Source organism: Terracoccus sp. 273MFTsu3.1 (assembly GCF_000383675.1).
In the GTDB taxonomy this organism is placed as follows: domain Bacteria; phylum Actinomycetota; class Actinomycetes; order Actinomycetales; family Dermatophilaceae; genus Terrabacter.
Genome location: NZ_KB911820.1, coordinates 86,985 through 112,992 on the forward strand (window position 1 = coordinate 86,985; position 26,008 = coordinate 112,992).

Here is a 26,008-nt window from a genome sequence, read left to right on the forward strand (position 1 = left end):
CTTCAATAGGACCCGCTGATTGATAGGCAAAGCTCCCCCTGATCGAATGGGCTGCGTCCGGGTAGGCCCCCATGGAGCGGCCCCAAGCGGCGATGCTAGCCTCCCGACGGCGTTTTCAGTCACGATCTGCTCATGCGTGTCTGTCCGGCCGCCAGAGGGGCGCTGGGCTTGTGGGCCAAACGAGAGCCGCCCTCGCCCAGGACAGCCGCAGTGCGTCAAATCGCCGCGAAGCGGCAGTGTCCTTCCGCCGCCCGAGACCCAACGCCTCGACCGGAGGTGGTTCGCTTCCTATACTTCTCGGCACGCCTTAGCGACAACCGGGCTGCATAGTGCAAGGAATAGGGGAGCGCTCAACCGGCGCTGTCCTCGCGCCTCCGCTCATGAAGTGCGCTGGAGGGCGTGCACGAGCCCGTGCATGCCCATGGAAGCCGTGAGCGAAGGTTCCGACGAAGGCGTGTGGAATTGCGGGGAGCCGCGCCGCCGAGCGTGGCAACCACGGCCAGCTCGTCTCCCGTGCCAACTTGGTTCAAGAAGCCATCCCCGGGGAAGGACAGAAGTATGTCTGAATTGGTACATTCGTCCGTCTTTAGCCGATATTCGCACACAGGATGACCCGAACCTTGCACGCGCTTGGGCACTCTCCAGTTCTTCACGTGCCAGGCACCTTTGGCCACGGGCTCCGTCCGTCGCCATCCCCAAATGCTCAAAACTGTTCTAGTCTGCCGCTAGGTACTTGCCTCATGCAGGGGAGCGGGCATGGAAGATCAAACCGGGCAGCCGCTAGAGGCGCCTACCGATGACACGGCCGCGCTTCCCCTCACCAGTCTCAACGAGGCCAGCGAGCTCCTGTTTGAGGCGCGGGCAACTCTGGGCGTCCACGACGTGGTCCTTTGGGTGCGGAACGGCGGAGCCCTAATCACCGAAGCCACGACAGTCACCAGCGGTAATGGCGACCTGGTCGACATACCGGTTGGCATGGGGATAGCGGGTCGCGCCTTGGCAGAGAGCCGAGTAATAGCCATTCGAGACTTCACCGACGCCGAGGACCTCCGCCAGCGTGGCTTGCGCATGCAACAGCCACATGTCGTCGAGCGACAAGGTTGGCGCAGCGCGATTTACGTCCCCCTTCCATTCCCTGCTGATGATGCTGTTATCGCCGCCTACTCTAGGACCGCCGACGAATTTTCGTCAGAGACCATAAGCTCGGAACTTTGCGTCTGGGGCGAACGGTCCCTACTCAGAGCACGGTATGAAGACTTGGCCGCCCGTCCCCTGAAGATGGCAGCGATATATGACAATTTCGCGGTGCACGTCCATGACATTCGACAACACGCCGACTCCGCCCTCATGAACATCGAACTTCTTGCCGAGGGGTCCAGTCGGGCCAGCCTCAAACGCGCTACCGAGCATCTTCATACCCTTCGGAACCTTTGCGAACGAGATTTGCGAAGCGTGTCCGCGATTAAGATCCGCAAACGGCTGTGCAACATTAGAGCCTTGGCGCTGTCTGTTAAGAATGATTTCGATGGTCTTTCCCGACTGCGCCAGATACAAATCGAGGTGGACTGTGACGATCGAGCGTCCTGCTTGATGGACCCCTCTCTACTTCATCGCTGCCTATCCAACTTGGTCGCGAATTCAGTCCGGCACCTCTCAGACGTATCTCGGCGGCCCAAGATTATTCGAATCGCCGTCTCTGAAACGGCCAGCCAAACCTTCATCGACGTCGGCGACAACGGTCCCGGCATTCAACCTGAAAGAATCGCACGAATCTTCGAGCCGGGCGTTTCATTCAGTCCCAACGGATTCGGGCTGGGACTCAGTATGGTGGATGCCGCGGTCAGCACCTCTGGCGGATCCGTCAGAGTGCTGAAGAACGACTTCGGGCGTGGCTGCACCTTTCGAATGGCATTGCCGAGGAGGCGATGAAGTGAGTCGCATTCTTTGGATTGACGACAATGACACCACCACTAGTCTTGTCGGTGAGAAGTTGGAGCAGCGCCACGAGTTGACGGTCCTCCCCTACCTGTCGCGCAGGACTTCGGTGAAGGCGCGAGACTTTGACCTTGTCGTGCTTGACCTCTTCATTGACCGAAAGGATGATGAAGGCACGCATCGCGAGAATGGTTTAGTTTACTTGAGCCAACTTATGAAGGCGGATTCCAAGCTGACGAAATCAGTGGAGGATGATGATACCCGGTGGCTCCTTCTATCACAGCACCTAGCAGAATATGAACTTCGAGAGTTTATAAAAACGTTCACCGAAGAGAATGACATTCGCGCATTCTTGCGTTCCAAGAACCAAGAGTCCGCCGTTCCGCTTAATAGACGAGACGCCATCGCGTCCATCATTGAAGAGGTGCTTCGGGACCCTTCAAGCCCTCGGCTCGTCGAGGAGGTAGACCGGCTGCTAACGCCGCCCAAGGCCAAAGGCCTGTTTTCTATTGCGTTGGACGAATTCCGAAATCTCCCCGACTCGGTCCAAGCGGAACTGCAAGAACAGGCGCTTGAGAGCACGGAAGTCAAGGTCGATGCCTTTTTCGCCGCTAACCAGACCGCGGACTGGGCCATCCTTGCGGGTGAATCTGGCGAGGTGGTCAACTCTGGCACCATGGACAAGCTCCCGTCCGCGCGTGAGCGGAGGGCGCTTGCCGAAAAGCGCGGCCATCCCATACTCATAACGACCCGTTCGCAAGGTCGGGGCTACGTTCCTTCGCCGGCGACCGTTGAAGAAGTGCCCGTATGGCCCCGAAACAGATCACACGCAGGCCCAGCGCCTCAAAGATGCGAGGGGGTTATGCAGGACTACCCAACTTTCGTGTTGGAGTTGGGTGGAGGTGAACGGCACTATCATTTCGATACTGGCGCAGACTCGAGTTTCATACGAGCTTCACATGCCCGTGAACACGGAGTTTCGCTTGACGTTGAGACAAGACTTCCTGGAAAGAGTCGGTTCGGGCGCTACTTTCAATATGAGCTTCCCGCAGACGGTCTCGACTGCAACCTCATAGACCATGAGCAACAAAGCCACATCTCGGTAACAATTGAAGGGTTCGCGATCGAGCAATATCAGAATTGGGAACATTCGCGGCGCTGCCGTGAGAATGATTGTGAACTGGGTAGTGGTGGAGACCCGTGCATTGTGCGATCTGGCTTAATTGGCCGACGTTTACTAAGGGACAATGCAATTGCTGTGGAAATAAGTCCCGCTTCAACTCATGCACATTTTCGACGACTATAAGGGATCTCGAATGAATTCTTTCTCATGGCTGGCAGCGTTTGGCGGGGCGGTCGGGGTGCTTTGGCTCGAGATAGTTCGAGTAGGGGCAAAGGCACGCAGTGGTCGCCGGCTTTGGAGCGGCCTCCGACTCTGGCAATACGCCCTTCTGGCGGGCTCGTTCATGTTCGTCGCATTTGTCTTTGCTGGCTTTGCAGTCACCGGTTTTGTTAGCGCCGTGTTCATTGGCTTCGGCATCGAGGGTGGCCCTGTTGCAACAGGTATCCTCGCCAACCCTCAAGGCAAACTTCCATCGGTCGAGGACGGGGCGGGCAATAGCCGAGAGCGCGGTGGGGTAGGGACGTTCTTCACCGAGCCGTGAACTAGCTTCTGCTCATCTCCGCTGCCACCTCATCGCGGGCGAGGCGCCGTGCAGAGCCCCAGCCACCAGCGTCACCTCGCCGCGTGTTAACCGCGTCCGATCCCGCCCACGGCGGCGTCGCCGTTGCCTACGCTCCATGCGTGGCCTTCGAGATACGAGTCCTCAACGCCGAGTGCCCCGTCTGCGAGCACTATGGGCCCCATCCGTCGGACGGAGAGGGCAGGTTCACCTGCGTCGTATGCAATACAACGTTCGGCACAGGTCGGCAATCGGACGAAGCAACGATGACCATCGATGACGAGGGGGGCGATTGGGCGAAGCGGAGGTCCTGAGCTCGGGCCGTCGGCCGCGCGTCACACCGCCGCCTGCGCCTGCCCGGCCGCGGGTACCGCAGCTCAAGCGGTGATGGGCAGTCACCCTTCAAAGTTGGCGCAACAGGCCCCTCGGCGAACGGGGCCCCCTCAACTACGTAGGTCTCAGAGCCGCTTCGACAGGACCTCAAAGACGTGACTTTGTCGACGCCCGAGCACCCTTCCGGCAGGCCCGAACGTCTGCCTACTCTTCCGGTAGAAACGGCACCCCAAGCAGGAGGAAACACCATGGACACCCTCTCGATGAACGAGATTAAGAGCAGTTGCCAGCTCTGCCCGAACTGCGGCGCGAACGAGCGGCTCCGCGATGAGTCCGACATCGACGGCATCACGCTCCACACTGACCCGCCGTCCAGGCCTGGCAATCTCGGCTGCAACCGCTGCGGCCACAGCTGGACGCCCGACGCTGTCGGCTGAGCCGTCAGTCCGACCTGACGCGAAGCATGTCACAGCGACTGCCGCAAAAAGATCGCTTCAACTCGTCGAGGACGGGGTGAACGCGCATCGCAGCCGGTCTCTCCGCGAGCACCAGCAGCCCGGTGGGCCTGCCACAGTAGTCATCTATCTTGCCGGGCGCGGGCGAACCAGCGTCACACCGCCGCCAGCAGGGCGTGTTTGGTCGCGGCGAAGCGTGCGCCGCAAGACCTCTGCACCGCCGCGTGCTGCGTCCACGGCGGACGCCCTCCTTGAGCAGTCCTGGGTCCTTTGCTGGCGGGACGTACAGATCTCACGGATGACAGGCACGGAGTCGCCGCGCGCCGGTGGCCGGAGACCTCCCATGAGGAGGCACCTCATTCGGAATCTCTGAGCGATGTTGGGGAGATAGCCGCGAACAGACTCCTCGAGCGGGATCATGGTCATGCACGTGCTCATGCCTCCTGCTGGCTCCCGTTGCAGACGTCGCATCGCGGGTTGGTGGCCCCTGGGTGAGGCTTCGGCGCGGATGATCTGTCGGGAGTTGATGAGCATGAGCCTGCGTCCTCTAGGAGCTCTTGTCTTGCTGGGCGGCTTGTTTGCTCCACCGACCACGGCGCCTCCGACCGCCTTAACGGCATCGGCGGTCATGGGCGTAACAAGCCGGGTCAGCGTCTCCACCGGAGGGGCGCAGGCCAACGGTTCCAGCGCTAGCCCAATACTCAGCGCTAACGGCAGGTTCGTCGCCTTCACCTCGAGCGCCAGCAACCTGGTGCCCAAGGACACCAACGATTGGCCCGACGTCTTCCTCCGGGACCGACTGACCGGCGCCACAAGCCGCGTCAGCGTCTCCAACACGGGAGCTCAACTCGATATCGGCAGTTTCGTGACGTCGATCAGTTCGGACGGCCGCTACATCGTCTTCGAAGAGGTTGGTGATCCGGGCGCGGGGTCCGAGGGCGTTTTCGTCCGGGACCGCAAGGCGGGGACAACGACGCTGGTGAGTGTCTCCACGGCAGGGACGCCGGCCCTCTTCGAATCGCGCGAAGGAGTGATCAGCGGGGACGGCCGCTATGTCGCCTTCTCTTCCCGGGCGTCGGATGTGGTCCCTGGCGACACCAACGACAGCACCGACGTGTTCGTCCATGATCGGCAAACCGGCACCACGAAGCGGGTCAGCGTTGCCACGGGCGGAGTCCAGGCCGATCACGAAAGCAACTGGCCAACCATCAGCGAGGACGGCCGCTACATCAGCTTCATGTCGACGGCCACCAACCTGGTGGCAGGGGACACCAACGGACGGCTGGATGTTTTCCTGCACGACCAGGTCACCGGTGACACGACGCGGATCAGCGTCGCTACCGGGGGCGCCCAAGGCAACGACCTCAGCATGGCGCCCGCGATCAGCGCGGATGGTCGGCACATCGCATTCGATTCCTATGCCACCAACCTCGTGCGCGGAGACACAAACCACGCACTCGACGTCTTCCTCCACGACCGGATTACCGGGGAGACGGTCCGCAGCAGCGTGAACGCCTTGGGTACGCAGGCCAACAACACCTGCTCCTCACCAAAGGTCAGCCAGGACGGTCGCTACGTCACCTTCGAGTCGTCCTCGACCAACCTGGTGGCCGGTGACACCAACCAGGCTTCGGACGTCTTCGTCCACGACCAGACCACCGGCGCAACAACTCGAGCAAACGTCTCCACCGCCGGCAGCCAAGCCAACGTCGACTCGGGCACCAGCGCCGAACCCGCGATCAGCGACGACGGCCGCTACGTCGCGTTCGTCTCCCTGGCTAACAACTTGGTGGCAGGAGACACCAACAACCCGGACCCGCAAAGCTTCACGGGGGTCGACGTGTTCGTGCGCGACCAGCTCACTGCCGTGCCGCCGACGCCTTTCGGTGACTTCAACGGTGGCGGCTGGTCGGACGTGATCGCTCGGCAGACCTCGACCGGTTCTCTCTGGCTCTACCCCGGTAACAGCGTCGGCTTCACTGCTAGGACCGAGATCGGCACCGGCTGGAACTCGATGAGTGCCATAGCTCGCCTTGGTGACGTCGACCGGGACGGCCACGAGGACGTCATCGCTCAGGACAAGACGGGAGTGCTCTGGCTGTACAGAGGGACCGGTCACGGGTTCATGTCACGAGTCAGGATGGGAGCCTCGGGGTGGAACGCCATGCGAGAGGTCACTCCCGTAGGGGACCTCAGTGGCGATGGATACCCCGACCTTTTGGCCGTCCAAACCTCGACCGGAGCCCTATATCTCTACCCCGGACGGGGAACGTCGTTCGGCGCCAGGCAGCTGCTCGGCCTCGGCTGGAACACCATGAGCGAGCTGGCCGGAGTCGGCGACTTCAACCGGGACGGCCACCCGGACCTGCTCGCCCGCAAGGACGCAACCGGGGAGCTGTGGCTCTACCCGGGTCGAAGCGGCGGCTTCGCAGCCAAGAGCCGGATCGGTATCGGCTGGAACGGCATGCGAGACCTCACCGGTATCGGCGACTTCGACCGGGATGGTCACACCGACCTGTTCGCGGTGCAAACCACGACTGGCAAGCTGCTCATGTATCCCGGCCGGGGCACGTCGTTAGGGGCGTCTTTGCAAGTCGGGACAGCCTGGACCGGCTACCGGCCGCTGCTCTAACCATCGTGTCTACTCGCTGCCAGTCAAACGGCTGCGCCGAACACGCCGCTCGGACGGCCCCACCCTCCCTTACCTGAATGAGGTGGCTCAGGGTGATTTGACACCTACGGCGTCTCTTCGACCCTAAGAAGCGCACTTGCACAATGCGGTGCGATTACGTGCTTCCCCAAGCTGCAGGCCTGCGCGCTTCGGATGACCTTCCCTCTACCCGGGGCGAGAGGCGGCCCCCGCCCCTGACGCCAGGAGTGGGGGCCGCTCGTACTGGCAGGCGGCGCTAGGGACTCGGGTCCGCGCCTGTGCGCCGTATCACCGGGGCCAGAGCGTCTCGTTGAGCTCGGGCAGGGTGCCCTTGTCCAGGTTGTCGGTGTCCTTGGCAGTCAGACGTCCGGGAGCGAAGCTGCTCATCGAGCCGGAGACCGGCAGGTTCAGCCGCGTGGAGCGCAGGTCGACGTCATACGTCCCTGAGCTGGTGTCGACGGCGATGACGCCGTTGCTCGCTCCGCTGACGACGAGGCCCAACTGGTGTCCGGCCGGGACGACGATGTCGTTGGCGGCCAGCTCGACGGTGACCTGGTGCTGGCCGGCACCGTCGAGACGGGCCCAACCGCGGGCCAACACCTGCAGCTGGGTGGTCTGCAGGCGACGCGTGACGTCCTTGTAGCAGGCGTCGTCCGTGGCTATGGACTCTCCCCAGCACGTCTCCGTTGCCAGGGTCAGGGCGCCGTCACCGGTGGTGCTGACCCGGTCCATGGCGCCGTAGTCGACGAGCATGACCGACACCTGCCCGACCGGGGCAGAGTGGGTCACCGTCAGGTCGACCGTCGGCGTGCCCGAGATCCGGACGTCCTTCGTCACCGCTCCGGTGAGGAACTGCACCCGGTTCGGGTTGGCGGTCAGCGAGACGGCGTTGGCCTCGGACAGGCGGGAGTTGTTGACGTAGGAGGCCGTGCCCGCGTCCTGCTTGCCGAGGGCCAGCGTGCCGTCCGCGCGTGGGTTGAGCGACATCGTGCGCGAGGACTGGATCGGCCACGTCTTCGACGTCTCCCACTGGTTCGGGGCGGTCTCGACACGCACGGCCGGCTCGCGGTCGATGCCATTGTCGATCCCCATCAGCTCGTGGTCGAACCACCGGTTGAGGGTGGTGACCCACTCCTGGCGGTCGTGGTCGAACGGGTCGACGTGGCCGAGGCGGCTGAGCCACATCTTGCGCTCGACTCCGCTCTGTCCCAGGGCTTCCCACCACTTGGAAGCGTTCATCGTCTTGACGTTGGTGTCCTGCAGGCCGTGGACGATGAAGACGCTCGCCTTGACCTTGGACGCGTCGTAGAAGGTGCCGTCGCGGTAGTCGCGCTCGGCCCAGAAGTCCGTGTAGGCACCCGTCGCGTCGGCGTCGTTGGCGTCCATGTAGGCCAGCCGCGCCGAGCAGTCCGTCGGAATCGTGCGCCGCTGCGCGATGGTGCGCGAGAGGCTGCTCGCGTAGTGGCGCGACTTCACGGAACCCTGCCAGCGGTTGTAGTCGTACCAGGAGCTGATGGCGCTGATCGGCACGATCGTCTTGAGCCCGTCGACGCCGGTGGCGGCCACGCCGTTGGCGAGCGTCCCGTCGTAGGACTTGCCGATCATCCCGGTGCTGCCGTTGCTCCAGGTCGCCTGAACGAGGGCGCCACTCGAGTCGCGGGCGCTGCCCTTGCCGTTGAGCCACTCGACGACCGCCTTGGCGGACTCGACGTCGGAGCGGCCGCCCTCGTCGGTGCAGCCGGTCGAGCGAGCCGTGCCGGCCATGTCGACGGCGACGAACGCGTAGCCGCGGGGGACGAAGTAGTTGTCGTAGTAGAGCGGGAACTTCGTCGGGCTGCCGTCGGCCGCATACTCCTTGAACTCGCCGTCGTTGCCGCGGCCGAGGCTGAGGTAGTAGGGACTGGCGTCCATGATGACCGGCACCCTTGCGGTGCCGTCGAGCTCGCGCGGCCGGATGATGTCGGCGGCGACGCGCTCTGCCTGGCCGTCCCCGTCCAGGTCGGGCGTGTCGACCCAGACGGCCTCGCGGATGGCCGTCGCGTAGTCGTACTTCGGCGAGGTCATCCCGTCGACGAGCGTGACGGGCGGGACGTCGGTGACGCTCGTCGGTGCGGCATGCGCCTCGCTCAGTGTGCCGATGGCCAACGGTGCGGCCACTGCGAGTGACCTGGCGAGGGCGAGGAGCCTGACTTTCATGTGAGTCCTTCCTGCCCCCGGGACCGGCGATGTCCCCTTGAGGGTGAGGGGCAGTCTCAACGTAGCGACGAGACTCCCGGAAAAGGAGGGAGCTGCGACCCCGACGGAAAGCTGTCCGCTTGTCTGTCTGATCGTGCAATGACGCTGCCGTCGCCGATCGCGATCGAACCCGCCCGGGCCGCCCGGGTCAGCGAGCAGGGCATCTCCGTGACGGCACGCGGCAGCGCCCATCAACCCTGACGAGCACGTATGCCGTCGAGCCACGCGCGCAGCAGCTGCTGGGACCCAGCCCGATCCGCTTGCGTCCGCGCGAAGAGCGTCGAGTCGTTCGTCTCGTAGGCGCGGGCGAAGTTCTCGAAAGCGCGGCGGGTGCCCTGCAGCCCGGCGACGAGTGTGGCGTGGAGCTGGACCACGGAGTCCTCGGCCGGCGTCACTGCCGCCGCCTGCGTCAACGCAGCGTCCAGAGGAGCCACGAGATCGACCCGGATGCGCTGGGCGCGCTCGGTCGGAGACAGCTGGTGATCCGCGTCGATCGCCACAGCCGCCCGGTCGATGCCGGACACCACCGCGGCTACCGTCGGGGCGTACGTCGTGACGTAGTCGTGCGTCGAGAGCCCGGCAGGTGCGCTCGGCTGGAGCGGGCTGATGGTGCCCCGGTTGACGATGGCGCCGGTGGCGGCCAGGCCGCCGAGCAGGGCCGCGACCGCGACGAGGACCACGACCGGTCGACGGCCTCGCGCGTCGGGGATCGGCAGCGCGGCGAGCAGCGAGACGAGCACGAACAGCACGAGGCCCAGCGGCAGTCCGGGACCGACCACGCCGCCGACGAAGTCGAGGGTCACGTCCCCTCCGAAACCGGCGTTGATGACGACGAAGCCCAGCGCCGCGACGCACGAGGCGAGCGTGCCCGCCGTGACTCCGGCCCCCGCACCTCGCAGGCCGTGGAGCACGATGAGCGACAGTCCGGCAGCCACCCCGGCGCCCGCGAATAGCCAGACGTAGGCGTCGAACCGCTGGGTCTGCTCCTCGAAAGTCGCGGCCGGTCCTGCGACGAGGCGGAACGCGAGGATGGAGAGCGCGGCGGCCACCCCGGAGACGAGCCCGACGACGCTCACCTCACGCAGGCCCACCGACTGTGGATCCAGCACGGGCACTGCAGGCGCCTCACCCTCGAACGCCCACGCCGGAGGCAGATCGGCCGGCCGGATCGCCACCAGCGCGAGGACGGCCGCGGCGAGGACCGCGACGACGGCGACGGCCGCCGGTTGGGTCAGGAGGGTGACGCTGGTGAGCGCCGCCAGCCGCCAACCGCCGAGGTCGAGAGTGCTGCTCAGCATCGTCGCGGCCCACAGCACGAACGCGAAGACGGTCGCGGACAGGGCGACGGCGAGGGTGGTGTAGCCACGGGCAGACAGGTGCCTCGATCGGTCTGCAGCGACCCTGCCGAGGCCCGCGACCACGACGGTGGTGCCACCGAAGGCCAGCGCACCGAGCAGGGGCAGCAGCGGCGACCGGGTCCCGGTCAACGTGTCAGAGCCGACAGCAGCCAGCGAAGCCACCTGTCCCACAAGGAAGCCCGCAAACACTCCGGCAGCCACGCGACGCGTCGCCCCACCGAGACCAGCCGTCCGCTGGGCCAGGTCGACCACCGCGAGACGCCATAGCGACAGACCCACGGTCGCCCCCATCAAGGGACCCACGAGAGCCGCCGGGACGGCATACGCCCAGCTGGTGAGCGAGGGCACCGTCGCGAATACGGAGACCAACAGTGGAAGGGTCACTGCCGCAAGGAAGCCCGCGATCACCGCGTCGACCGCGGAGGCGCGGGCCAGGCGGGCGGGGTCGCCGAGCATCCGCACGCGCTCGGAGGGGTCCGGGTGCAGCGCGACGACGCGCCGCCAGCCCGTGCTGGCCGCGCGGCCCGACGTGCCGAGCAGCGCGCTCAGGGCGTCTCGCCGAGCGGCCGTGCGGGCGGAGCCGAGATCCGCGTCGAACTCGCGCGACCGGAGGATGCCGGCTGACGCGAGCATCGCGGCCGCCAGGAGCAGCGCCGCCCGCCAGACGTAGGACGGCAGGATGCTGAGGTCCGCCCGCGGGAGCGCCAAGACCACGGGGAGGGCCAGCAGGGCGATCAGGACGTACCAGAGGGCACGGGCCGACCAGGCGATGAGCACGTCCCGGCGCGCCACGTGAGCCAGCTCGTGCCGCACGAGCGACTCGAAGGCGACACCGGTGCTGCGGACCGCCACGGCGGGTGGCAGCGCGACCGCGTAGTGCCCGGGAAGTCCGAAGCTGAAGGCGTCGTGGAGCTTCGACGTCCCGACCATCGTGTCGGGCGAACGACGCAGGCCGCCCTCCTCGGCGAGAGCAGCCACCCGGTCCGACGCGGCTGCGAGCTTCGGGCCGGCGAGGCGCAGCGCCCGTCGGCGGACGATGACCCGCGGCACGACGGCCAGCACCACACCGGCCGCGACGAGCGTCAGGACGACGCCTCCGAGGGCGAACCATGCCAGCCTCTGCTGCGCCCCCTCGACGCACTGCAGCACGGACTGCTGGGCGGCGAGGATCGCGTCGGCACCGGCCCCGCTCGGCAGGGAGGGTCGCTGGCGCTCGCACTCGGCGACCCTCGCCAGCCAGTCGTCGCCGACGGCGGTCTGGTTGTGCACCCACGTCCCGACGAAGAGCCCCGAGCTGAGCAGCGCACCGAGCAGCAGGACGAACCTCGCGACGGTCGGCGACGGCAGCGCGAGCACGTCGGGGCGCACGTCGGCGGGTGCGGGTGGAGCAGGCGCGTCGCTGACGAGTGGGCCAGCCATGGTGCTCGCCTGCCTCTCAGCTCGCGGGTGCCACCGAGATGCCACCCGCGATGGCGTCCGCGAGCAGTTCCGCCCGATCCGCCTTGAGACCGATCAGCCGGCCCCTCTCGACCGCGACCTTGCGCACGAGGGCCAGCTGGTCGGGGGTCAACGTCTCCGGAGCCGACGGGCCCTGCTCGCGGCGGCCGAAGAGGCGCCGGATGAAGCTGTTGACCGACGGCTGCCCCTCCTTCTTGACCGCGTCGCCGACCATCGAGGCCAGCAGCTGGACCACCGTCTTGGCCACCGCGAGGATGTAGGGCGTCAGCAGCGCCAGCTCCACGCCGAAGCCCACGGCCTCGTCACGGCTCTTCGCGTCGAGCACGCCCTGCGGGTCGGCGAAGTACTCGTCCGCCGTCTCGTCGAAGATGGCGAGCTCCTCCGGCGCCGTGGTCTCCAGCACCTGCTGGGCCAGCTCACGCACGAGGGCGTCCTCGTCGTGCTGCGTCAGGCTCTCGGGATGGCTGGACATGGCATCCTCCTCCACCAGTTCTCATTTCAGCGTAGGCACCGCGGGGTGGGGCCGCATGGTTTCAGCGCAAAGAGGGACTTTTGCCTCTGTCGGCCTCATCACAGACCTCGGGACACTCGTCGGGAGAGGCGAATTCAGCCACCGACACAGGAGGCGACGGGATGGACAAAAGCGCGTGGTCACGCAGACGGAAGGCATCGGTCGTCTCGATCCTGGGTCTGGCGCTCAGCCCGCTCGTCGCCGGGTGCGCCGGCGTGCCGGGCCCGGCTCCGCCGACCACGACGACGGTCACCTCCGAGGTCACGGAGACCATGCCGCAGAGTGAGATCTGGGAGTGGGCGCTCGGCCGGAACGCCTCGGCGGACCCCGCCCTCACGGGGCTCGCCTCATCGCTGGGGCGCTCCTCGAAGACGAACATCCTCGCTCACGCCAACGGCTTCGAGCTCGACCTCGACGACGCGGGCACAGTCGTGGCGGTGGTGCTCTACAACGACGAGGACGCCTTGGGACTCCCGTCGTCCGACACGAGCTTCAGGGCGTATGCCGGCACCTTGCCTGCCGGACTCACGTGGCGGGACACCTACGGCTCGGTCGTCACCCGGTACGGCCCGGGTGACCAGCAGACCGGTGGGTGGGGCACTGAGCACACCGTCTCGTACGCGACCACGGACGGTCGTCGACTCGAGGTGACGTATGCGGCGAGGCACTCGGCCGAGCTGCCCACCTCAGCGATCCACACGATCACCGTGCGGCTCACCGCACAGGGCTGAGTCAGGCCGTAAGGCCGGTGGGCCGGATGGCTCGGGCTGGGACTCCTGCGGCGACGGAGTCGCCTGGACGTCCTTCGTGACGACGGCGCCGGCACCGATCACCGCACCGTCGCCGATGGTCACTCCCGGCACGACGGTGACACCGGCTCCCAGCCACACGTTGCGGCCGATCACCACCGGGGCCGGCTCCATGTCGGCACGGCGAACCGGGTCCATCGAGTGGTTCAGGGTTGTCAGCGTGCTGCCGTGGACGATGAGCGTGCCGTCACCGATGGTGATGCCGCCGGTGTCCTGGAAGCGGCAGCCCATGTTGATGAAGACGCCCTCGCCGAGGGTGAGGGTCTTGCCGAACTCCGAGTAGAACGGCGGGAAGACGGTCACCGACCCGGGCACCTCCCGACCGGTGAGCCGGGACAGCAGCGACCGCACCTCCTCGGGCGAGTGGTAGGCGCCGTTGAGCTCCGCGAGGATGCTCATCGCCTCCCGGGCGGCGCAGCCGCATGAACTCGTGCGCCGCCGAACCGAGCGCGGCGCCCATCGAGCCAGCGGCGGCCGCCTCGCCGAGCAGGGGAGCCCCGGACGAGGCCGGAACGACCACGCCGTCGTCGACGGCAGTCGCGACTGCGCGGTGGTCCCGTCGGGCAGGCTGAGGCCATGTTGACGATCGGACAGCTGGCCACGTACGCCGGGGTCACCATCCGCACGGTTCGGCACTACCACCAGATCGGCCTGCTCGCCGAGCCGGAGCGGGACGCCTCCGGCTACCGGACCTACGGGGCCGCCGCCGTCGTGCACCTGATCCGGATACGCACCCTGGCCGAGGCCGGCGTGCCGCTGGCGCGGGTGCGCGAGCTGCTCGACGCCGACCCGGAGACCTTCGCCGACGCGACCGCCGAGATCGACCGGGATCTCCGCGCCCAGATCCGGGCTCTGCAGGACCACCGCCGACGCATCGCCAAGCTGGCCTCGGGCGACTCGCTCGCCCTGCCCGAGGAGGTCGTCGAGTACCTGACCCGCCTGCGCGACCTGGGCGCGCCGGAGTCCGTCATCGCCCCCGAGCGCGATGCCTGGATCCTGATGGCGGCCCGCTGGCCCGAGTCGATGCCGTCGGTGATGGCCGACAAGATGGCCCAGCTCGAGGACCCGAGGGTCGTCCGGCTCTACCAGCTGATCGGTCGTGTCGCCGAGAACTGGCAGGACGAGGAACTGCTGCGAGAGACCGCCGACCTCATGAGCGAGCTGCTCCAGCAGGCGGCGGCCAGCGGAGACCTGGACCGGCAGGACGACGTCCTGCCGGACGAGGCGTACGTCGGGCTGATGGACTCCTTCGCCGACGCGTCCCATCCCGTCGTGGCACGGCTGCGGGTCCTGATGGCCGAGCGGGGATGGACCGGGTGGACCCGGCTCGAGAAGCTCGAACCGTGAGCCTCGGCGCCGGGGCACGGCGACCCGCGTCCGGCGGCGGAGGGCGCACCGTCAGGAGGTGAAGCCGGTCGGTCGGATCACCCTCGCAGGCACGCCCGCAGCGACGGTGTCGGCGGGGATGTCCTTGGTCACGACCGCGCCCGCACCGATCACGGCACCGTCGCCGATGGTCACGCCGGGCACGACCGTGACGCCGGCGCCCAGCCAGACGTGGCGGCCGATCGTCACCGGCTCCGGCTCCATGTCGGCGCGCCGGGTCGGGTCCATCGAGTGGTTGAGCGTCGTCAGGGTGCTGCCGTGCCCGATCAGCGTCCCGTCCCCGATGGTGATGCCGCCGGTGTCCTGGAAGCGGCAGCCCATGTTGATGAAGACGCCCTCGCCCAGGGTGAGGTTCTTGCCGAACTCGGAGTAGAACGGCGGGAAGACCGTCACCGACGCCGCCACCTCCCGACCGGTCAGCCGGGACAGCAGCGCCCGCACCTCGTCCGGCGAGCGGTGGACGCCATTCAGCTCGGCTAGGACACGCATCGCCTCCTGCGACGCCTCGTGCATGAACGCGTGCGCCGCCGACCCGCCCTCGATGAGGCGTCCGCTGTTCACGTGGTCGAGGAACTCCTCGAGCATCACCGCGTTCACCTCGCCTCGACGGTCACCGTGACGGGACCGCTCTGCTTGGCGATCTGCGCAGCGGCGCCCGAGTCGAGACGACCGAGGACGACGATGCCGGGGTAGTAGGACTGGTCGCCGTAGTAGAGGACCAGGTCGTTGCCCGGGGCGTAGTAGCCGACGTCTCCCACGTCCGGGTCCGCGCCCTCGGGCTGCCCGTCGAGCGAGAGCGGTGACGGCAGCGGTCCCGTCTTCTCCACCCCGCCGTGGTCGACCATGTCGACCGTCACCGGCAGCTGCCGCAGCAGGTCACGAGACGCCGCACTGTCCCTCAGTAGTGCGCCGAAGCGCTTGTCTCCCAGCGTGATCACGATCCTCATCGAGTCCTCCGTCGTGTCCATCGAGCGGTCACCGCTCGATTGCGTATGCTGTGTCGTGGCCGCCGGGGCGGCCACCGTGCGCTCGGACGTCCGCCCGGTGTCGACGGTCTCGCCCGACGAGCCGCAGCCCGCGGCGAGCACCGAGGTCATGCCGAGCGCCGCCCCGAGGGTCGCGACAGCACCGCGAGGCCGGCGCGTCAAAGTCGAGCCGGTCACAGCGTCAGCAACACCTTGGTCGCCCGACGCTCGTCCATCGCCGCATAGCCAGCGGCAGCCTCCGAGAGCGGGAGGGCGAGGTCGAAGACCTTGCCGGGGTTGATCTTCCGGTCCCAGATGAGCTGGACGAGGTGTGGCAGGTACTCCCGGACCGGCGCAGGGCCACCGTGGATGTGGACGCCCGCCATGAAGAGCTCGTCGCCGGGGATCGCCACGTCGTGCGAGACGCCGACGAAGCCGACGTGGCCACCGGCACGCGTCGAGTGGATCGCCTGCATCATCGCCTCCTGCGTGCCGACGGCCTCGATGACCGAGTGCGCCCCGAGCCCACCCGTCAGCTCCTTGACCCGCGCCACGCCGGCCTCGCCGCGCTCCTCGACGATGTCCGTTGCACCGAACTCGCGCGCGAGCGCCTGACGGTCCGCGTGCCGGCTGAAGGCGATGATCCGCTCGGTGCCGAGCTCGCGGGCGGCGAGCACGCCCATCAGTCCCACGGCGCCGTCGCCGACCACGGCCACCGTCTTGCCCGGTCCGGCCTCGGCGGCGACTGCGGCGAACCACCCGGTGCCGAGCACGTCGGAGGCCGCCATGAGCGAGGGGATGAGGTCGGCGTCCGGCTGCCCCGGCGTCGCCACGAGCGTGCCGTCGGCGAGGGGGACCCCGCGCCAGCTCGGACTGGGTGCCGATCGTGCCCATGAGGACGCGGTGCACGCAGTACGCCTGGTAGCCGGCCCGGCAGATCTCGCACGTGTTGTCCGACGCCCAGAACGACCCGACGACGAAGTCGCCGACCTTGATGGTGCGTACTTCGGAGCCGACCTGCTCGACGACGCCGACGTACTCGTGCCCCATGAGCTGGTGGTCGACCGGCTCGGCACCGCGGTAGGGCCACAGGTCGCTGCCGCAGATGCACGTCGCCGTGAGGCGGATGATCGCATCGGTGGGCTCGATGATCTGCGGGTCCTCGCGCTCCTCCACCCGCACGTCGCCGGGCTCGTACATGACCACTCCACGCATCGCGTGTTCCTTCCATCGTCTCGTCGCGAGCCCTCGGCTCGCTGGGCCCAACGGCCCACCACACGAGTGAAGCCGCCGGCCGAAGGCCGAGGAAGTCCCTGTCGAGGCACGTACTGACAGGGCACCTCTCACGGCTCGGCGCACCCGTCGACGCGGCCTAGTCTCGAAAGCGTGGACAACCGCCAAGAGGTGCGCGAGTTCCTCATGACCCGCCGCGCCCGCATCACCCCCGACCAGGTCGGCCTCCCCGTCGGCCGCGGCCGGCGCGTGCCCGGCCTGCGTCGCAGCGAGGTCGCGACGATCGCCGGGCTCAGCGTCGAGTACTACGCCCGCCTCGAGCGCGGCCAGATCGCCGGCGCCTCGACTGGCGTGCTCGACGCACTCGCTCGCGCTCTTCAGCTCGACGACACCGAACGCGCCCACCTGCTCGACCTCGCGAGGGCAGCGGACGGCATACCCACGTCCGGGCGCCCGCGCCGACGCACGGCCGGCAAGCCCGCGTCCCGGCCCAGCCTGCAGTGGGCCCTCGAGTCGATCCGCGACGCCGTCGCCTTCGTCCGCGACCCGCACCAGAACCTGCTCGCCACCAACGCGCTCGGCCGCGCCTTCTACTCGCCCGTCATCGGCGAGGGCGGTCGCCTGCCCAACCTCGCCCGCTTCCAGTTCCTCGACCCGGCCTCCCGCGACTTCTACCCGGACTGGGAGCTCTTCGCCCAGATGTGCGTCGGCATCATGCGCGCCGAGGCCGGCCGCGACCCCCACGACCGCGGCCTCCAGGACCTCGTCGGCGAGCTCTCGACGCAGAGCGAGGTCTTCCGCCGGCTCTGGAGCGCCCACGACGTGCGCACCCACGGCAGCGGCACCAAGCGCTTCACCCACCCCGTCGTCGGTGAGCTGACCCTCGCCTACGAGGAGCTCGCCATCACCGCCGAGCCCGGCCTCGTCCTCATGGTCTACACCGCTGAGCCGGGCTCACCCTCGGCCGAGCGGCTCCAGCTGCTCGCGTCCTGGGCCGCCGACACCCCGAGCCCGACGGCGAGCGCCGACCCCGCGATCCCCAACAGTAAGAAGGAAACCCATGCAGATCACCCGTAGCTCCGTCGACACCGTCAAGGGCCCGAGCGACTGGTTCACCGGCGACGTCTACATCGACGCGGTCGCCGCAGCGCCCGCACCGTCGCGCGTCTCGGCCAACCTCGTCCACTTCATGCCCGGCGCGCGCACCCACTGGCACCGCCACCCCTTGAGCCAGACCGTCTTCGTCACCGAGGGCGTCGGCCTCTGCCAGCGCCGCGGCGGCCCGATCGAGGTCATCCGCCCCGGCGACCGCGTCCTCTTCGAGGCCGACGAGGAGCACTGGCACGGCGCCGCGCCCACGCGACTCATGGTGCACGTCGCCATCAACGAGGGCGACGCCGACCACGACGTCGTGCACTGGCTGACCCCCGTCACCGACGAGGAGTATGCCGCCGCCCCCTCGATCACCGGGTGACCGACCCAGCCCTGCCGTCGACACGAGCGGCCCGGCCGGGGACGCCCCGCGGGCGACCCTCCCTGCCTAGTAGGAGCGGGGCACCGCCGTGGCGAGGTCGGCGAGGGCTCGCTCGCTGAACAGCTCACGGGGGAGCACGACGGTGGTCTCCGGATGACGCCGGTCACGCCGCAGCAGCACGGCATCCGTCGTCAGCCGTCGGGCGATGTATTCGCTCCACCGCGAGTGCGTCGTCCCGCTCCGGCTCTGGACCACGAGGTGGTCCGGCGTCACGTTCGCACGGATCGTCGCCCCCAGCGGGTACTGCGCGCGACTGGCGGTACGTGCCGCGTGCCGCGCCTGCAGGTAGACACCGATCCACACGAGAAGGAAGAAGCCCGCTCCCAGCGCGAAGATCCGCGCCCGGGTCACGGCGACGAGGGCCAGCAGCAGGGCCGGTGTCAGGAGCGGGAAGAGCACGTCGGCCGACCTGGTGCGCACCCGCACGGCGGCGGCCATGACCCGAGCCTGGACCCGCTCGGTCACGACGAGCTCGAGCGGGAGCACCGGCACCGGCGCCGGCGCGGCGGAGGATCCCGGCGCCTCGCCCGGCCCTTCGAGGAAGGCGATGTCCTCGTCCGTGAGCAGCTCGGTCGGGAGCAGGAACGAGGTGGTGCGCAGCCACGCGACGACCCGGTCCCGGGAGCGAGTCACCAACGCGGCGGAGCCACGACTCAGGGAGAGCGTGCCGGTGACGTCGGTGATCGCCAGCTCGCCCCAGGGCGTGTAGCCGGTGGTGACCGTCTGCCCGACGGCGAGGCCGGTGCGCAGGCACGCGCGGATCCGGACGCACCACCGCGTGACGATCACGGCCAGCGCCACCGCGGTGACGACCACTGCCACGACCCAGCGTCCAGTCAGTCCCAAGCAGAGCAGGGCGAAGAACGCCACGTACAGGAACCGGGTGACCGACGTGCCCGACGCGAGTGCATCGAGGAGAAGGCCACGGAAGAGCATTCGATAGCGGTTGTTGGTGATCGTCATCGTGCGCAGCGACCCGGGCACGGGTGCAGCGAATCGGCTCATCGACGTCCCCTGATCGTCCGACGTGTGCGTGAACGGCGTTCCACGCGCTGCGGAGTCTAAGCGGCACAGCCGCTCGGCCGGACGAGAACGACGAGGGTCCCTGCCGCACATGGTCGCCCGCGGAGGCGACCGGCTAATCGATGTCGGGTGAGCCCTCGAGGGAGCGCTTGAGGGAGGCGAGGGTGTGTGACCGCTCCCTCGTGACGATCCGCGCGGCCACGGGCTTGAACAACCGAGCCACGCCGTAGAGCTCCGCCTCTGCCGTGTGGTGGACGACGGTGGAGTCGCCGTCGACCTCGAGCACGTAGCTCGGACGCGCCTGGGTGAGCGAGTGGCCGAAGATGCTGAATGTCTCGCTGAACGCGAGGCGCGTCGACGGCACGTGCTCGGTCACCTCCCCGACGAAGCGACCCATCCGCGTCCGGTCGACGTACGTCGTGCCGGACCGCACCGGCAGCGCGGACGTCAGCTCCGTACCGCCGAAGACGCCGTCCCGGTGCATCCACTGCCGATAGCCGGGCAGGTCGGCCAGCCGCTCGAACACCTCGCTCGCCGGCCGACGGATCACCGTCTGCGCCTCGAACCGGATCACGCTCCCAGCCATGAAGCCTCCTCGATCGGTGTGGCGACGACTCCAAGCCTAGGCAGGTGAGGCGGATCCGCCTACATCATCTTCGGCGCGAGGGCTGACCACGTCGTCAACGGGGCGGCGGCGGTTGCTTCGGGGTCAGGACTGCACTTTGCCGTGTGTCTTTCCGCAGCCTGCCGGGCGCGTGCGCCTCACCTTTGCCTGGGGCGTCGAGTAACTGAAACAGGCTGGTGTCCCCGGCCACTCGGATCGGCCTGTCACCAGACGAAGGGGACCAGACGCGCGCGGTCCTTGGCGAAGTCGAGATAGGCGTCTCCCAGACTGTCGATCATCGCGTTCTCCTCGCGCTGAATTCGGTAGATGAGCCCGACCAGGATCAGAAGGAAGCACGCAGCGGTGCCCACCCAGTTCCCGAGGATCAGGCCACAGCCGACGAGCGCAGCGAGGAGGCCGGCGTAGCTGGGGTGCCGCAGTACCCGATAGGGGCCGCGTTCGACGACCACCTGATCGGAGGAGGTCTTCACCACGGTCGTGAAGTACGGGCCCAAGGTGGCGAACGACCACCATCGCAGCAGCAGGCCGAGCCAACCGATCACCGTTCCCAGCACGAACGCCCCGGCACCACCGAGTCCGGCTTCGGGCACCACGGCCTGGGCGAGCGGCAGCATGAGGACGCCCGCGAAAAGGATCACGCGGAACACCACTTCACCTCGGACGTCCGTGCGCGAGGCACCGCGGCGCCGTTTCACCACCTGAGAGAACTCGCCTACAGCGAATGCAGCGACGCTGATGCCGAACACCAGCCGAGCCCAGGTTTCCTGTTGAATCAAGGGCTTCACCACGCGAACCAGTCTTCCAGTCATAGCGTTTCCGGGCGTGCCGCGCGGAGCACGAGACGTCCGTCAATGCCGTCGATGACCGCGTTGACGTGCGGTGACAGACCGCCGCGTGCCTGCGTTGGGGCACGGTGGCTGCGAGTCGGGGGCAACGCCCGTTCGTGGCGTCCAACCCGTACGTCGGCAACGACATGGTCGGCGAGGGTCGACTGCTCTGGTGTCGAGTCCAGGGACAGCGTGGGAGGGTGCGTGTGTGCAGATCGGTGTGGTGTATCCGCAGATCGAGCTTGGTGGAGACCCGACGGCTGTCCTGCCATTTGGCCGGGCGGTCGAGGAGCTGGGCTTTGACCACTTGCTCGCCTATGACCATGTCCTCGGCGCCGTCCACGCCGGTCGGACGCCACCGCTGACCGGTCCCTACACCGAACGGGACCCGTTCCACGACCCGTTCGTGATGTTCGCGTATCTCGCCGGCGTGACGAAGCGGATCGAGTTCGCGACTGGGGTCCTGATCCTGCCGCAGCGTCAGACAGCGCTGGTGGCCCGGCAATCGGCCGACGTCGATCTGCTCTCTGGCGGCCGGCTGCGCCTGGGGGTCGGGGTTGGTTGGAGCCCGGTGGAGTACCAGGCCTTGGGTCAAGAGTTCCGAAGCCGAGGCGCCCGCCAGGAAGAGCAGATCGAGCTACTCCGCCGCTTGTTCACCGAACCGATTGTCGACTTCGCCGGCCGCTTCGACCGGGTTGACCGAGCCGCCCTGGTGCCGAAGCCGACGCGTTCGGTCCCGATCTGGCTGGGTGGATCCAGTGAGGCGGCGTTCGAGCGGGCCGCCCGGCTGGGCGACGGATTCATCTTCTCCGGCGGCGGGATCGACCAGGCCACCGACGACTGGCACAAGGTCCAGGATCTGGTGCGCGCACAGGGCAGGCCGACAGAAACCTTCGGCGGCGAGTACGTGATGGCGCCCTGGGGCGAGATCGGCGACATCACCGATCAGATCGGGGCATGGCAACGAGCCGGCGGGACACACGTGTCAATCGTGACTATGGGTCGTGGCCTGGACTCCGTTGGCGAGCACATCGACCTTCTCTCCACCCTCGCGAACGCACTCGACCGGCCATGACCCCCTCACCCAGACGCGACGTCCTGCTCGAGTCCGACTGACCTGCCTCGCGACCCGTTCTTCGTACACACGTGACGGTGTGCTCAGGCGCCGCACCGCTGTCCGGGCGACACGTCGAGCCCGGTCAGCCGACCACTCGCCGACGTGAGGGTGCGTCACATCGCCGCCTGTGGGCACACCGCAGTGAGCGGCGGGTGAACGCTGGCGCTCGACGCCAGGTGATGCAACTGTTTCCCGGGACGCTCCACCATGATTCGCGTGTCGGGAAGGAGCAGATGAGGTGTTCGCACAGCTGAAGCAGGTCGGATTCGTCGGCGTCAGCGACCTGGATGCCGCCGAGCGGTTCTACGGTGGCGTTCTCGGCCTCGATCTCGTCGACGCACGACCGTTTGCGCTGGTCCACGACACGCCCACCAGCCAGCTTCGCATCACGGCGGTGGAGGAGGTCCGCACGGCGCCCTACACGGTTCTGGGGTGGATCGTCGCCGACCTGGACGGCGAGATCGACCGGCTCACCGCGGCGGGCGTCACCTTCAACCGCTACGACGGCATGGCCCAGGACGACCGCGCGATCTGGACCGCACCCGACGGCGCCCGGATCGCCTGGTTCCACGACCCCGACGGCAACAACCTCTCCCTGCAGTCCTGAGCGTTCTTCGACACGAGCTCCGCGGCACAGGGCCCCAGGCGGCCGTCGTAGGGTCGGGGCGTGGAACCGGGACAACCGAGTCGCACGGCGGTCTTCGTCTGTCAGGGCCGCGCCGTGGCCGACGGACGAGCGGAGGTCGAGCCGTTCGCAGACCCCATCGCCGAGCAGTTGCTGTCCGTTGACGAGCTCGTGCCGGTGCGGCTGGCCCGGAGCGGTGAGCTACCCACCAACGGTCGCGCCCGGCTGGCGGTGCAGTCGGTCAGCGCCTGCGCCGCGGTGATGGCGCCGCGCACCGTGCTCATCGACGCCGCGGTGAGCAAGACGCTCGAGCAGCGCGTCGACAGTCAGGTCGTCCTCCTCGGCGCCGGGCTCGACGGCCGGCCGTGGCGCCTGGCCGCGTTGCGCGGGATCACGGTGTTCTCGGTCGACCACCCCGCATCGCAGGCCGACCTGCGCCGTCGAGCCGAGGACCTTCCTTCCCCGGTGTGCGACCTGCGCTTCGTGGCCGTCGACCTGACCCACGAGCCGCTCGGTCCGCGGTTGGCCGCAGCCGGGCACGACCCTCTCCGACCCACGGTGTGGATCTGGGAAGGCGTCATCCCCTACCTCTCACGCCCTCAGGTCACGGCCACCGTCGACGCCCTCACCGGCGTCTCCGCCGCTGGGAGCGTCCTTGTCGCGCAGTACCAGTCGCGCTCGCTGTCGGCACAGATCGGGCGGCGCGTGGCAGGACTGGCCTCCCGCCTGACAGGTGCACCGTCCCCGTTGGCCGGCGAGCCCTGGCGGTCCCTGTGGTCCGAGCGACAGATCGCCCGGCTCCTGGGCGATCGCGACTGGGCCGTCGACTGCGACGTCAATCTGCTCCAGAGCACGACTCGCTACGACACCCCCTACGGCGGTGCCGGATCACTCGCCAACGGTCGTGTCGCCGTGGCTCGACTCGGAGCGCGATCGAGCTGACGAGCGGTGGGTCCGCCGGGAGGTCGCTGGGGCGACCCCCCGAAGGCCCGGTACGTCGCCCCTGCTGCCGTGGAGGCTACGCCGGTCCCGAGTCGGGTCAGCTGACCTTGATCGTCAGGATCTTCGACGTGCCGGACGCGCTGACGGTGGTCGCATCAGCGACGACGCGCACCTGCCACGTGCCGCGGGCATACTTCACGCCGGCCGAGACCTGACCGAGCGTGTTCGTGGCAGGTCTCGTGACGGTTCGCCACGTCGCTGTGCCCGAGGCCCTGACCTGTACCGAGACCCGTCGACCGGCACTCACCGGGTAGAGCGTCGCCTTGACAGGGTAGATCCGGCCGGCGACCCCCGTCGTGGGTACGCCTGACGCGGTGACCTTCGCCGCGACCTTGCTGTAGAGCTGGGCAGACGTCGCCGAGCCGTTCCACCCCGGCCGGGCCGCGACCACCGTGCGCCAGTAGGAGTTGTACTTCAGCACCACCGGGACTCGCACGCTGCCCGTGGTCGTCGTCCGCGTCGACGTGACGGTCCGCCAGGTCGTGGACCCGGCAGTCCGCGTCTGCAGGGCGACGGGCACGCCCGGGAGCATCTCGTTGTTCAGCTGCTGGACGCTCATCGTCACGTATGCCGTGGCACCTGCAGTCCCCGTCGCGGGCACGCTCAGGGCCGTCCGGACGGCGGGGTCGACCCCGATGTTCACCGTCTTCGTGCGGGTCACTCCGTCGCTGTCGGTGAAGGTCAACGTCAAGGGGACGACGTGGAAGTCCGGGACCAGTCCCGGGTAGCTGCCGGGCAGGGACTTCAGCTGGATCGTCCCGGTCACGGCGAGGCACGAGGAGCTGCAGGTGCCCGACGCGAGAGTCGCTGCACCGGTCGGGGCAGCCTTCCACGACCGGATCTGCGGAGCCGGCGTGGCCGTCCCGGCGCGAGAGGTCAGCGTGAACGCGAGCGTCCCGGACGCGTTCTGGACGACCGGCCCGTTGACCGTCGTCGTCGCCGTCACACCGGCCGCCGCGACGGAGGAGGTCGAGGTGGCAGTCGCGGTCCGCGAGTTTCCCTGCCAGTCCTGCGGTCCGGTCGCCTCCGTGTAGACGACCGACACCGTGTGGGCACCCGCCGCAAGCGGCTGTTCGTAGTCCCAGATGCCGCCGGTGACGGTCGGAGTGGTGAGCGGCACCTTGACCTTGATCGTCGACGGGCAGACCGAGTAGCCCTCCGGGCTGACGGAGCAGTAGTCGGCCCAGGGGAAGGACTTGACGGTGCCGGCCGGCGCCGCGGTGTTCCCGTCGAGGTAGACGTCGACGCGTTTCGGTGCGAACGGCGACCAGTCCGGACCCACCCCCAGGGTCACCTCGGCCACTCCACCGGTCCAGCCGTTGGCCTCGGTGGGCGTCCGGGGGACGAGCCGGTCCGTGCGTGCCTCCGGCCCGGAGTAGTAGGTGACCTCGCGGGTGACGATGTCCGACGGCTTCCCCGCACTGTCGAACGCCACGAAACGCAGCGTGTAGTGGCCGGTCGTGAGTCCGATCGTCGGGATGCTCCCGGAGACGAGGGACTGGTGCTGGGCGTCCAGTGGCGTGCCCGGGAAGGAACCGCGCCAGCGCACGTCGGGGCCGAAGAGGGTGGCCTCGAGCCGGTCGACGCCGGCCCCGTACGGGCTCACGTAGGCGGAGACCTCTATCGGGTCGGTGCCCACGACCGGCAGGCGCGTGTACTGGTCCTGCATGCCGGTCCACAGCTGAGGGCGTGCGTTGCCGACCTGCATCAGCTCGCTGGACGAGGAGGCACGCACGGTCGAGCCCGAGTCCGTGGTCCCGTCGACCGTGGCCACCATCGTGGCGTAGCCGTCGGGGAGGCTCGTCTCGCCGGCGAGGGGGTCCGAGCCGGGGTCGATCCACGAGATCGTGTCGACCACGACGGTGACGTCACACTCGAGCGCGCACGTCGCGGGGATGTCGCTGGTGCCCGTGCGTGACCGTGTCGCGTCGTTGAGGGCGGTGACAGCAACCGTCGCAGCGGTGGGAGTCACGCCCGATGCTGCGGTGACGTGGACGACGACCGACTGCTGGCCGGACAGGACGTCGGCGCCGGGGACCGGCGACGTGATCTCCGCCGACAGCTCCGCGGGCGCCGGATCGGCGGTTGCCGGTGTGACGGCGAGCGTCGCGGACATCGTCAGAGTCGCCGCGACGGCGGTGGCGCGCGCAAGAAGGCGCATGGCGGTGGGTCCTGTTCGGCGAAGGGCGCCACCGGCACGACCGCCGCGGCGGGCTCATGCTAACCGGGCCGGCCGGCGCAGACC

At 68.1% G+C, this 26,008-nt stretch carries 21 protein-coding genes and 2 pseudogenes; 12 read left to right on the forward strand and 11 right to left on the reverse strand.

Annotation, left to right across the window (positions count from 1 at the left end):
• Window positions 1-756 precede the first annotated feature (756 nt).
• From H283_RS27025 to H283_RS26360, 5 genes are all read left to right on the forward strand, one after another.
• Complete coding sequence (locus H283_RS27025) at window positions 757-1,929, forward strand: HAMP domain-containing sensor histidine kinase (protein ID WP_081633732.1); 1,173 nt, start codon at window positions 757-759, stop codon at window positions 1,927-1,929.
• Window positions 1,889-3,241, forward strand: a complete 1,353-nt coding sequence (locus H283_RS27450; protein WP_156022885.1) for a hypothetical protein — start codon at window positions 1,889-1,891, stop codon at window positions 3,239-3,241. The genes H283_RS27025 and H283_RS27450 overlap by 41 nt, the downstream gene beginning before the upstream one ends.
• On the forward strand, window positions 3,219-3,599 hold the full coding sequence (locus H283_RS27455; protein WP_156022886.1) for a hypothetical protein: 381 nt from the start codon (window positions 3,219-3,221) through the stop codon (window positions 3,597-3,599). Before H283_RS27450 ends, H283_RS27455 begins: the two co-directional genes overlap by 23 nt.
• A 599-nt stretch (window positions 3,600-4,198) precedes the next feature.
• Entirely contained in the window at window positions 4,199-4,387 is a 189-nt protein-coding gene (locus H283_RS0100345; protein ID WP_020141519.1) for a hypothetical protein, read from the forward strand.
• 544 nt (window positions 4,388-4,931) lie between these two features.
• Complete coding sequence (locus H283_RS26360) at window positions 4,932-7,037, forward strand: VCBS repeat-containing protein (protein WP_231372202.1); 2,106 nt, start codon at window positions 4,932-4,934, stop codon at window positions 7,035-7,037.
• Window positions 7,038-7,343: 306 nt separating this feature from the next.
• Here H283_RS26360 and H283_RS23490 read toward each other — a convergent pair whose 3' ends face one another.
• The 3 genes from H283_RS23490 to H283_RS0100370 all read right to left on the reverse strand — a co-directional run bounded on the left by H283_RS23490 (window position 7,344) and on the right by H283_RS0100370 (window position 12,578).
• The gene (locus H283_RS23490) at window positions 7,344-9,251 is read right to left on the reverse strand and encodes a CocE/NonD family hydrolase (protein ID WP_081633734.1); all 1,908 of its coding nucleotides are present in this window, start codon (window positions 9,249-9,251) and stop codon (window positions 7,344-7,346) included.
• A gap of 230 nt (window positions 9,252-9,481) precedes the next feature.
• A complete protein-coding gene (locus H283_RS23495) occupies window positions 9,482-12,067 on the reverse strand; it encodes a M48 family metalloprotease (protein ID WP_081633735.1) in 2,586 nt (861 codons plus the stop codon).
• 16 nt (window positions 12,068-12,083) lie between these two features.
• Window positions 12,084-12,578: a hypothetical protein gene (locus H283_RS0100370; RefSeq protein ID WP_156022888.1), complete on the reverse strand. Its 495-nt coding sequence runs from the start codon at window positions 12,576-12,578 to the stop codon at window positions 12,084-12,086.
• Between the two features lie 161 nt (window positions 12,579-12,739).
• Here H283_RS0100370 and H283_RS0100375 point away from each other — a divergent pair, with 161 nt between their 5' ends.
• The gene (locus tag H283_RS0100375) at window positions 12,740-13,348 is read left to right on the forward strand and encodes a hypothetical protein (protein ID WP_020141524.1); all 609 of its coding nucleotides are present in this window, start codon (window positions 12,740-12,742) and stop codon (window positions 13,346-13,348) included.
• Between the two features lies 1 nt (window position 13,349).
• Here H283_RS0100375 and H283_RS28610 read toward each other — a convergent pair.
• Window positions 13,350-13,825, reverse strand: a pseudogene (locus tag H283_RS28610) (DapH/DapD/GlmU-related protein).
• 177 nt (window positions 13,826-14,002) lie between these two features.
• Here H283_RS28610 and H283_RS0100385 point away from each other — a divergent pair.
• Complete coding sequence (locus tag H283_RS0100385; RefSeq protein WP_020141525.1) at window positions 14,003-14,773, forward strand: MerR family transcriptional regulator; 771 nt, start codon at window positions 14,003-14,005, stop codon at window positions 14,771-14,773.
• 51 nt (window positions 14,774-14,824) lie between these two features.
• Here H283_RS0100385 and H283_RS0100390 read toward each other — a convergent pair whose 3' ends face one another.
• From H283_RS0100390 to H283_RS23505, 3 genes and pseudogenes are all read right to left on the reverse strand, one after another.
• Window positions 14,825-15,409, reverse strand: a complete 585-nt coding sequence (locus H283_RS0100390) for a sugar O-acetyltransferase (protein WP_020141526.1) — start codon at window positions 15,407-15,409, stop codon at window positions 14,825-14,827.
• Window positions 15,406-15,759 (reverse strand): cyclophilin-like fold protein, encoded by a 354-nt coding sequence (locus tag H283_RS27460; protein ID WP_196805886.1) that lies wholly within the window; start codon window positions 15,757-15,759, stop codon window positions 15,406-15,408. The genes H283_RS0100390 and H283_RS27460 overlap by 4 nt, the downstream gene beginning before the upstream one ends.
• Before the next feature lie 212 nt (window positions 15,760-15,971).
• Window positions 15,972-16,992 (reverse strand): annotated as a pseudogene (locus H283_RS23505) (zinc-dependent alcohol dehydrogenase family protein).
• Window positions 16,993-17,163: 171 nt separating this feature from the next.
• On the opposite strand from H283_RS23505, the gene H283_RS23510 reads away from it, so the two are divergent.
• Window positions 17,164-18,087 carry a helix-turn-helix transcriptional regulator gene (locus H283_RS23510; RefSeq protein ID WP_051103509.1) on the forward strand — a complete coding sequence of 308 codons (924 nt, stop codon included), beginning with the start codon at window positions 17,164-17,166 and terminating at the stop codon, window positions 18,085-18,087.
• On the forward strand, window positions 18,071-18,484 hold the full coding sequence (locus H283_RS0100410; protein WP_020141530.1) for a cupin domain-containing protein: 414 nt from the start codon (window positions 18,071-18,073) through the stop codon (window positions 18,482-18,484). Before H283_RS23510 ends, H283_RS0100410 begins: the two co-directional genes overlap by 17 nt.
• Before the next feature lie 66 nt (window positions 18,485-18,550).
• On the opposite strand, the gene H283_RS0100415 is transcribed toward H283_RS0100410, so the two are convergent.
• The 3 genes from H283_RS0100415 to H283_RS0100425 form a co-directional block, all read right to left on the reverse strand.
• Window positions 18,551-19,549 carry a hypothetical protein gene (locus H283_RS0100415; RefSeq protein ID WP_156022889.1) on the reverse strand — a complete coding sequence of 333 codons (999 nt, stop codon included), beginning with the start codon at window positions 19,547-19,549 and terminating at the stop codon, window positions 18,551-18,553.
• 133 nt (window positions 19,550-19,682) lie between these two features.
• Window positions 19,683-20,153 (reverse strand): SRPBCC family protein, encoded by a 471-nt coding sequence (locus H283_RS0100420; RefSeq protein WP_020141532.1) that lies wholly within the window; start codon window positions 20,151-20,153, stop codon window positions 19,683-19,685.
• Window positions 20,154-20,395: 242 nt separating this feature from the next.
• A complete protein-coding gene (locus H283_RS0100425) occupies window positions 20,396-20,980 on the reverse strand; it encodes an isoprenylcysteine carboxylmethyltransferase family protein (RefSeq protein ID WP_020141533.1) in 585 nt (194 codons plus the stop codon).
• Between the two features lie 247 nt (window positions 20,981-21,227).
• Here H283_RS0100425 and H283_RS0100430 point away from each other — a divergent pair, with 247 nt between their 5' ends.
• The 3 genes from H283_RS0100430 to H283_RS0100440 all read left to right on the forward strand — a co-directional run bounded on the left by H283_RS0100430 (window position 21,228) and on the right by H283_RS0100440 (window position 23,703).
• Window positions 21,228-22,094: an LLM class F420-dependent oxidoreductase gene (locus H283_RS0100430; protein WP_020141534.1), complete on the forward strand. Its 867-nt coding sequence runs from the start codon at window positions 21,228-21,230 to the stop codon at window positions 22,092-22,094.
• Window positions 22,095-22,374: 280 nt separating this feature from the next.
• Window positions 22,375-22,743 carry a VOC family protein gene (locus tag H283_RS0100435; protein ID WP_020141535.1) on the forward strand — a complete coding sequence of 123 codons (369 nt, stop codon included), beginning with the start codon at window positions 22,375-22,377 and terminating at the stop codon, window positions 22,741-22,743.
• Window positions 22,744-22,803: 60 nt separating this feature from the next.
• On the forward strand, window positions 22,804-23,703 hold the full coding sequence (locus H283_RS0100440) for a class I SAM-dependent methyltransferase (RefSeq protein WP_028785230.1): 900 nt from the start codon (window positions 22,804-22,806) through the stop codon (window positions 23,701-23,703).
• Window positions 23,704-23,800: 97 nt separating this feature from the next.
• On the opposite strand, the gene H283_RS0100445 is transcribed toward H283_RS0100440, so the two are convergent.
• On the reverse strand, window positions 23,801-25,924 hold the full coding sequence (locus H283_RS0100445) for a hypothetical protein (RefSeq protein WP_020141537.1): 2,124 nt from the start codon (window positions 25,922-25,924) through the stop codon (window positions 23,801-23,803).
• Between the last annotated feature and the right edge of the window lie 84 nt (window positions 25,925-26,008).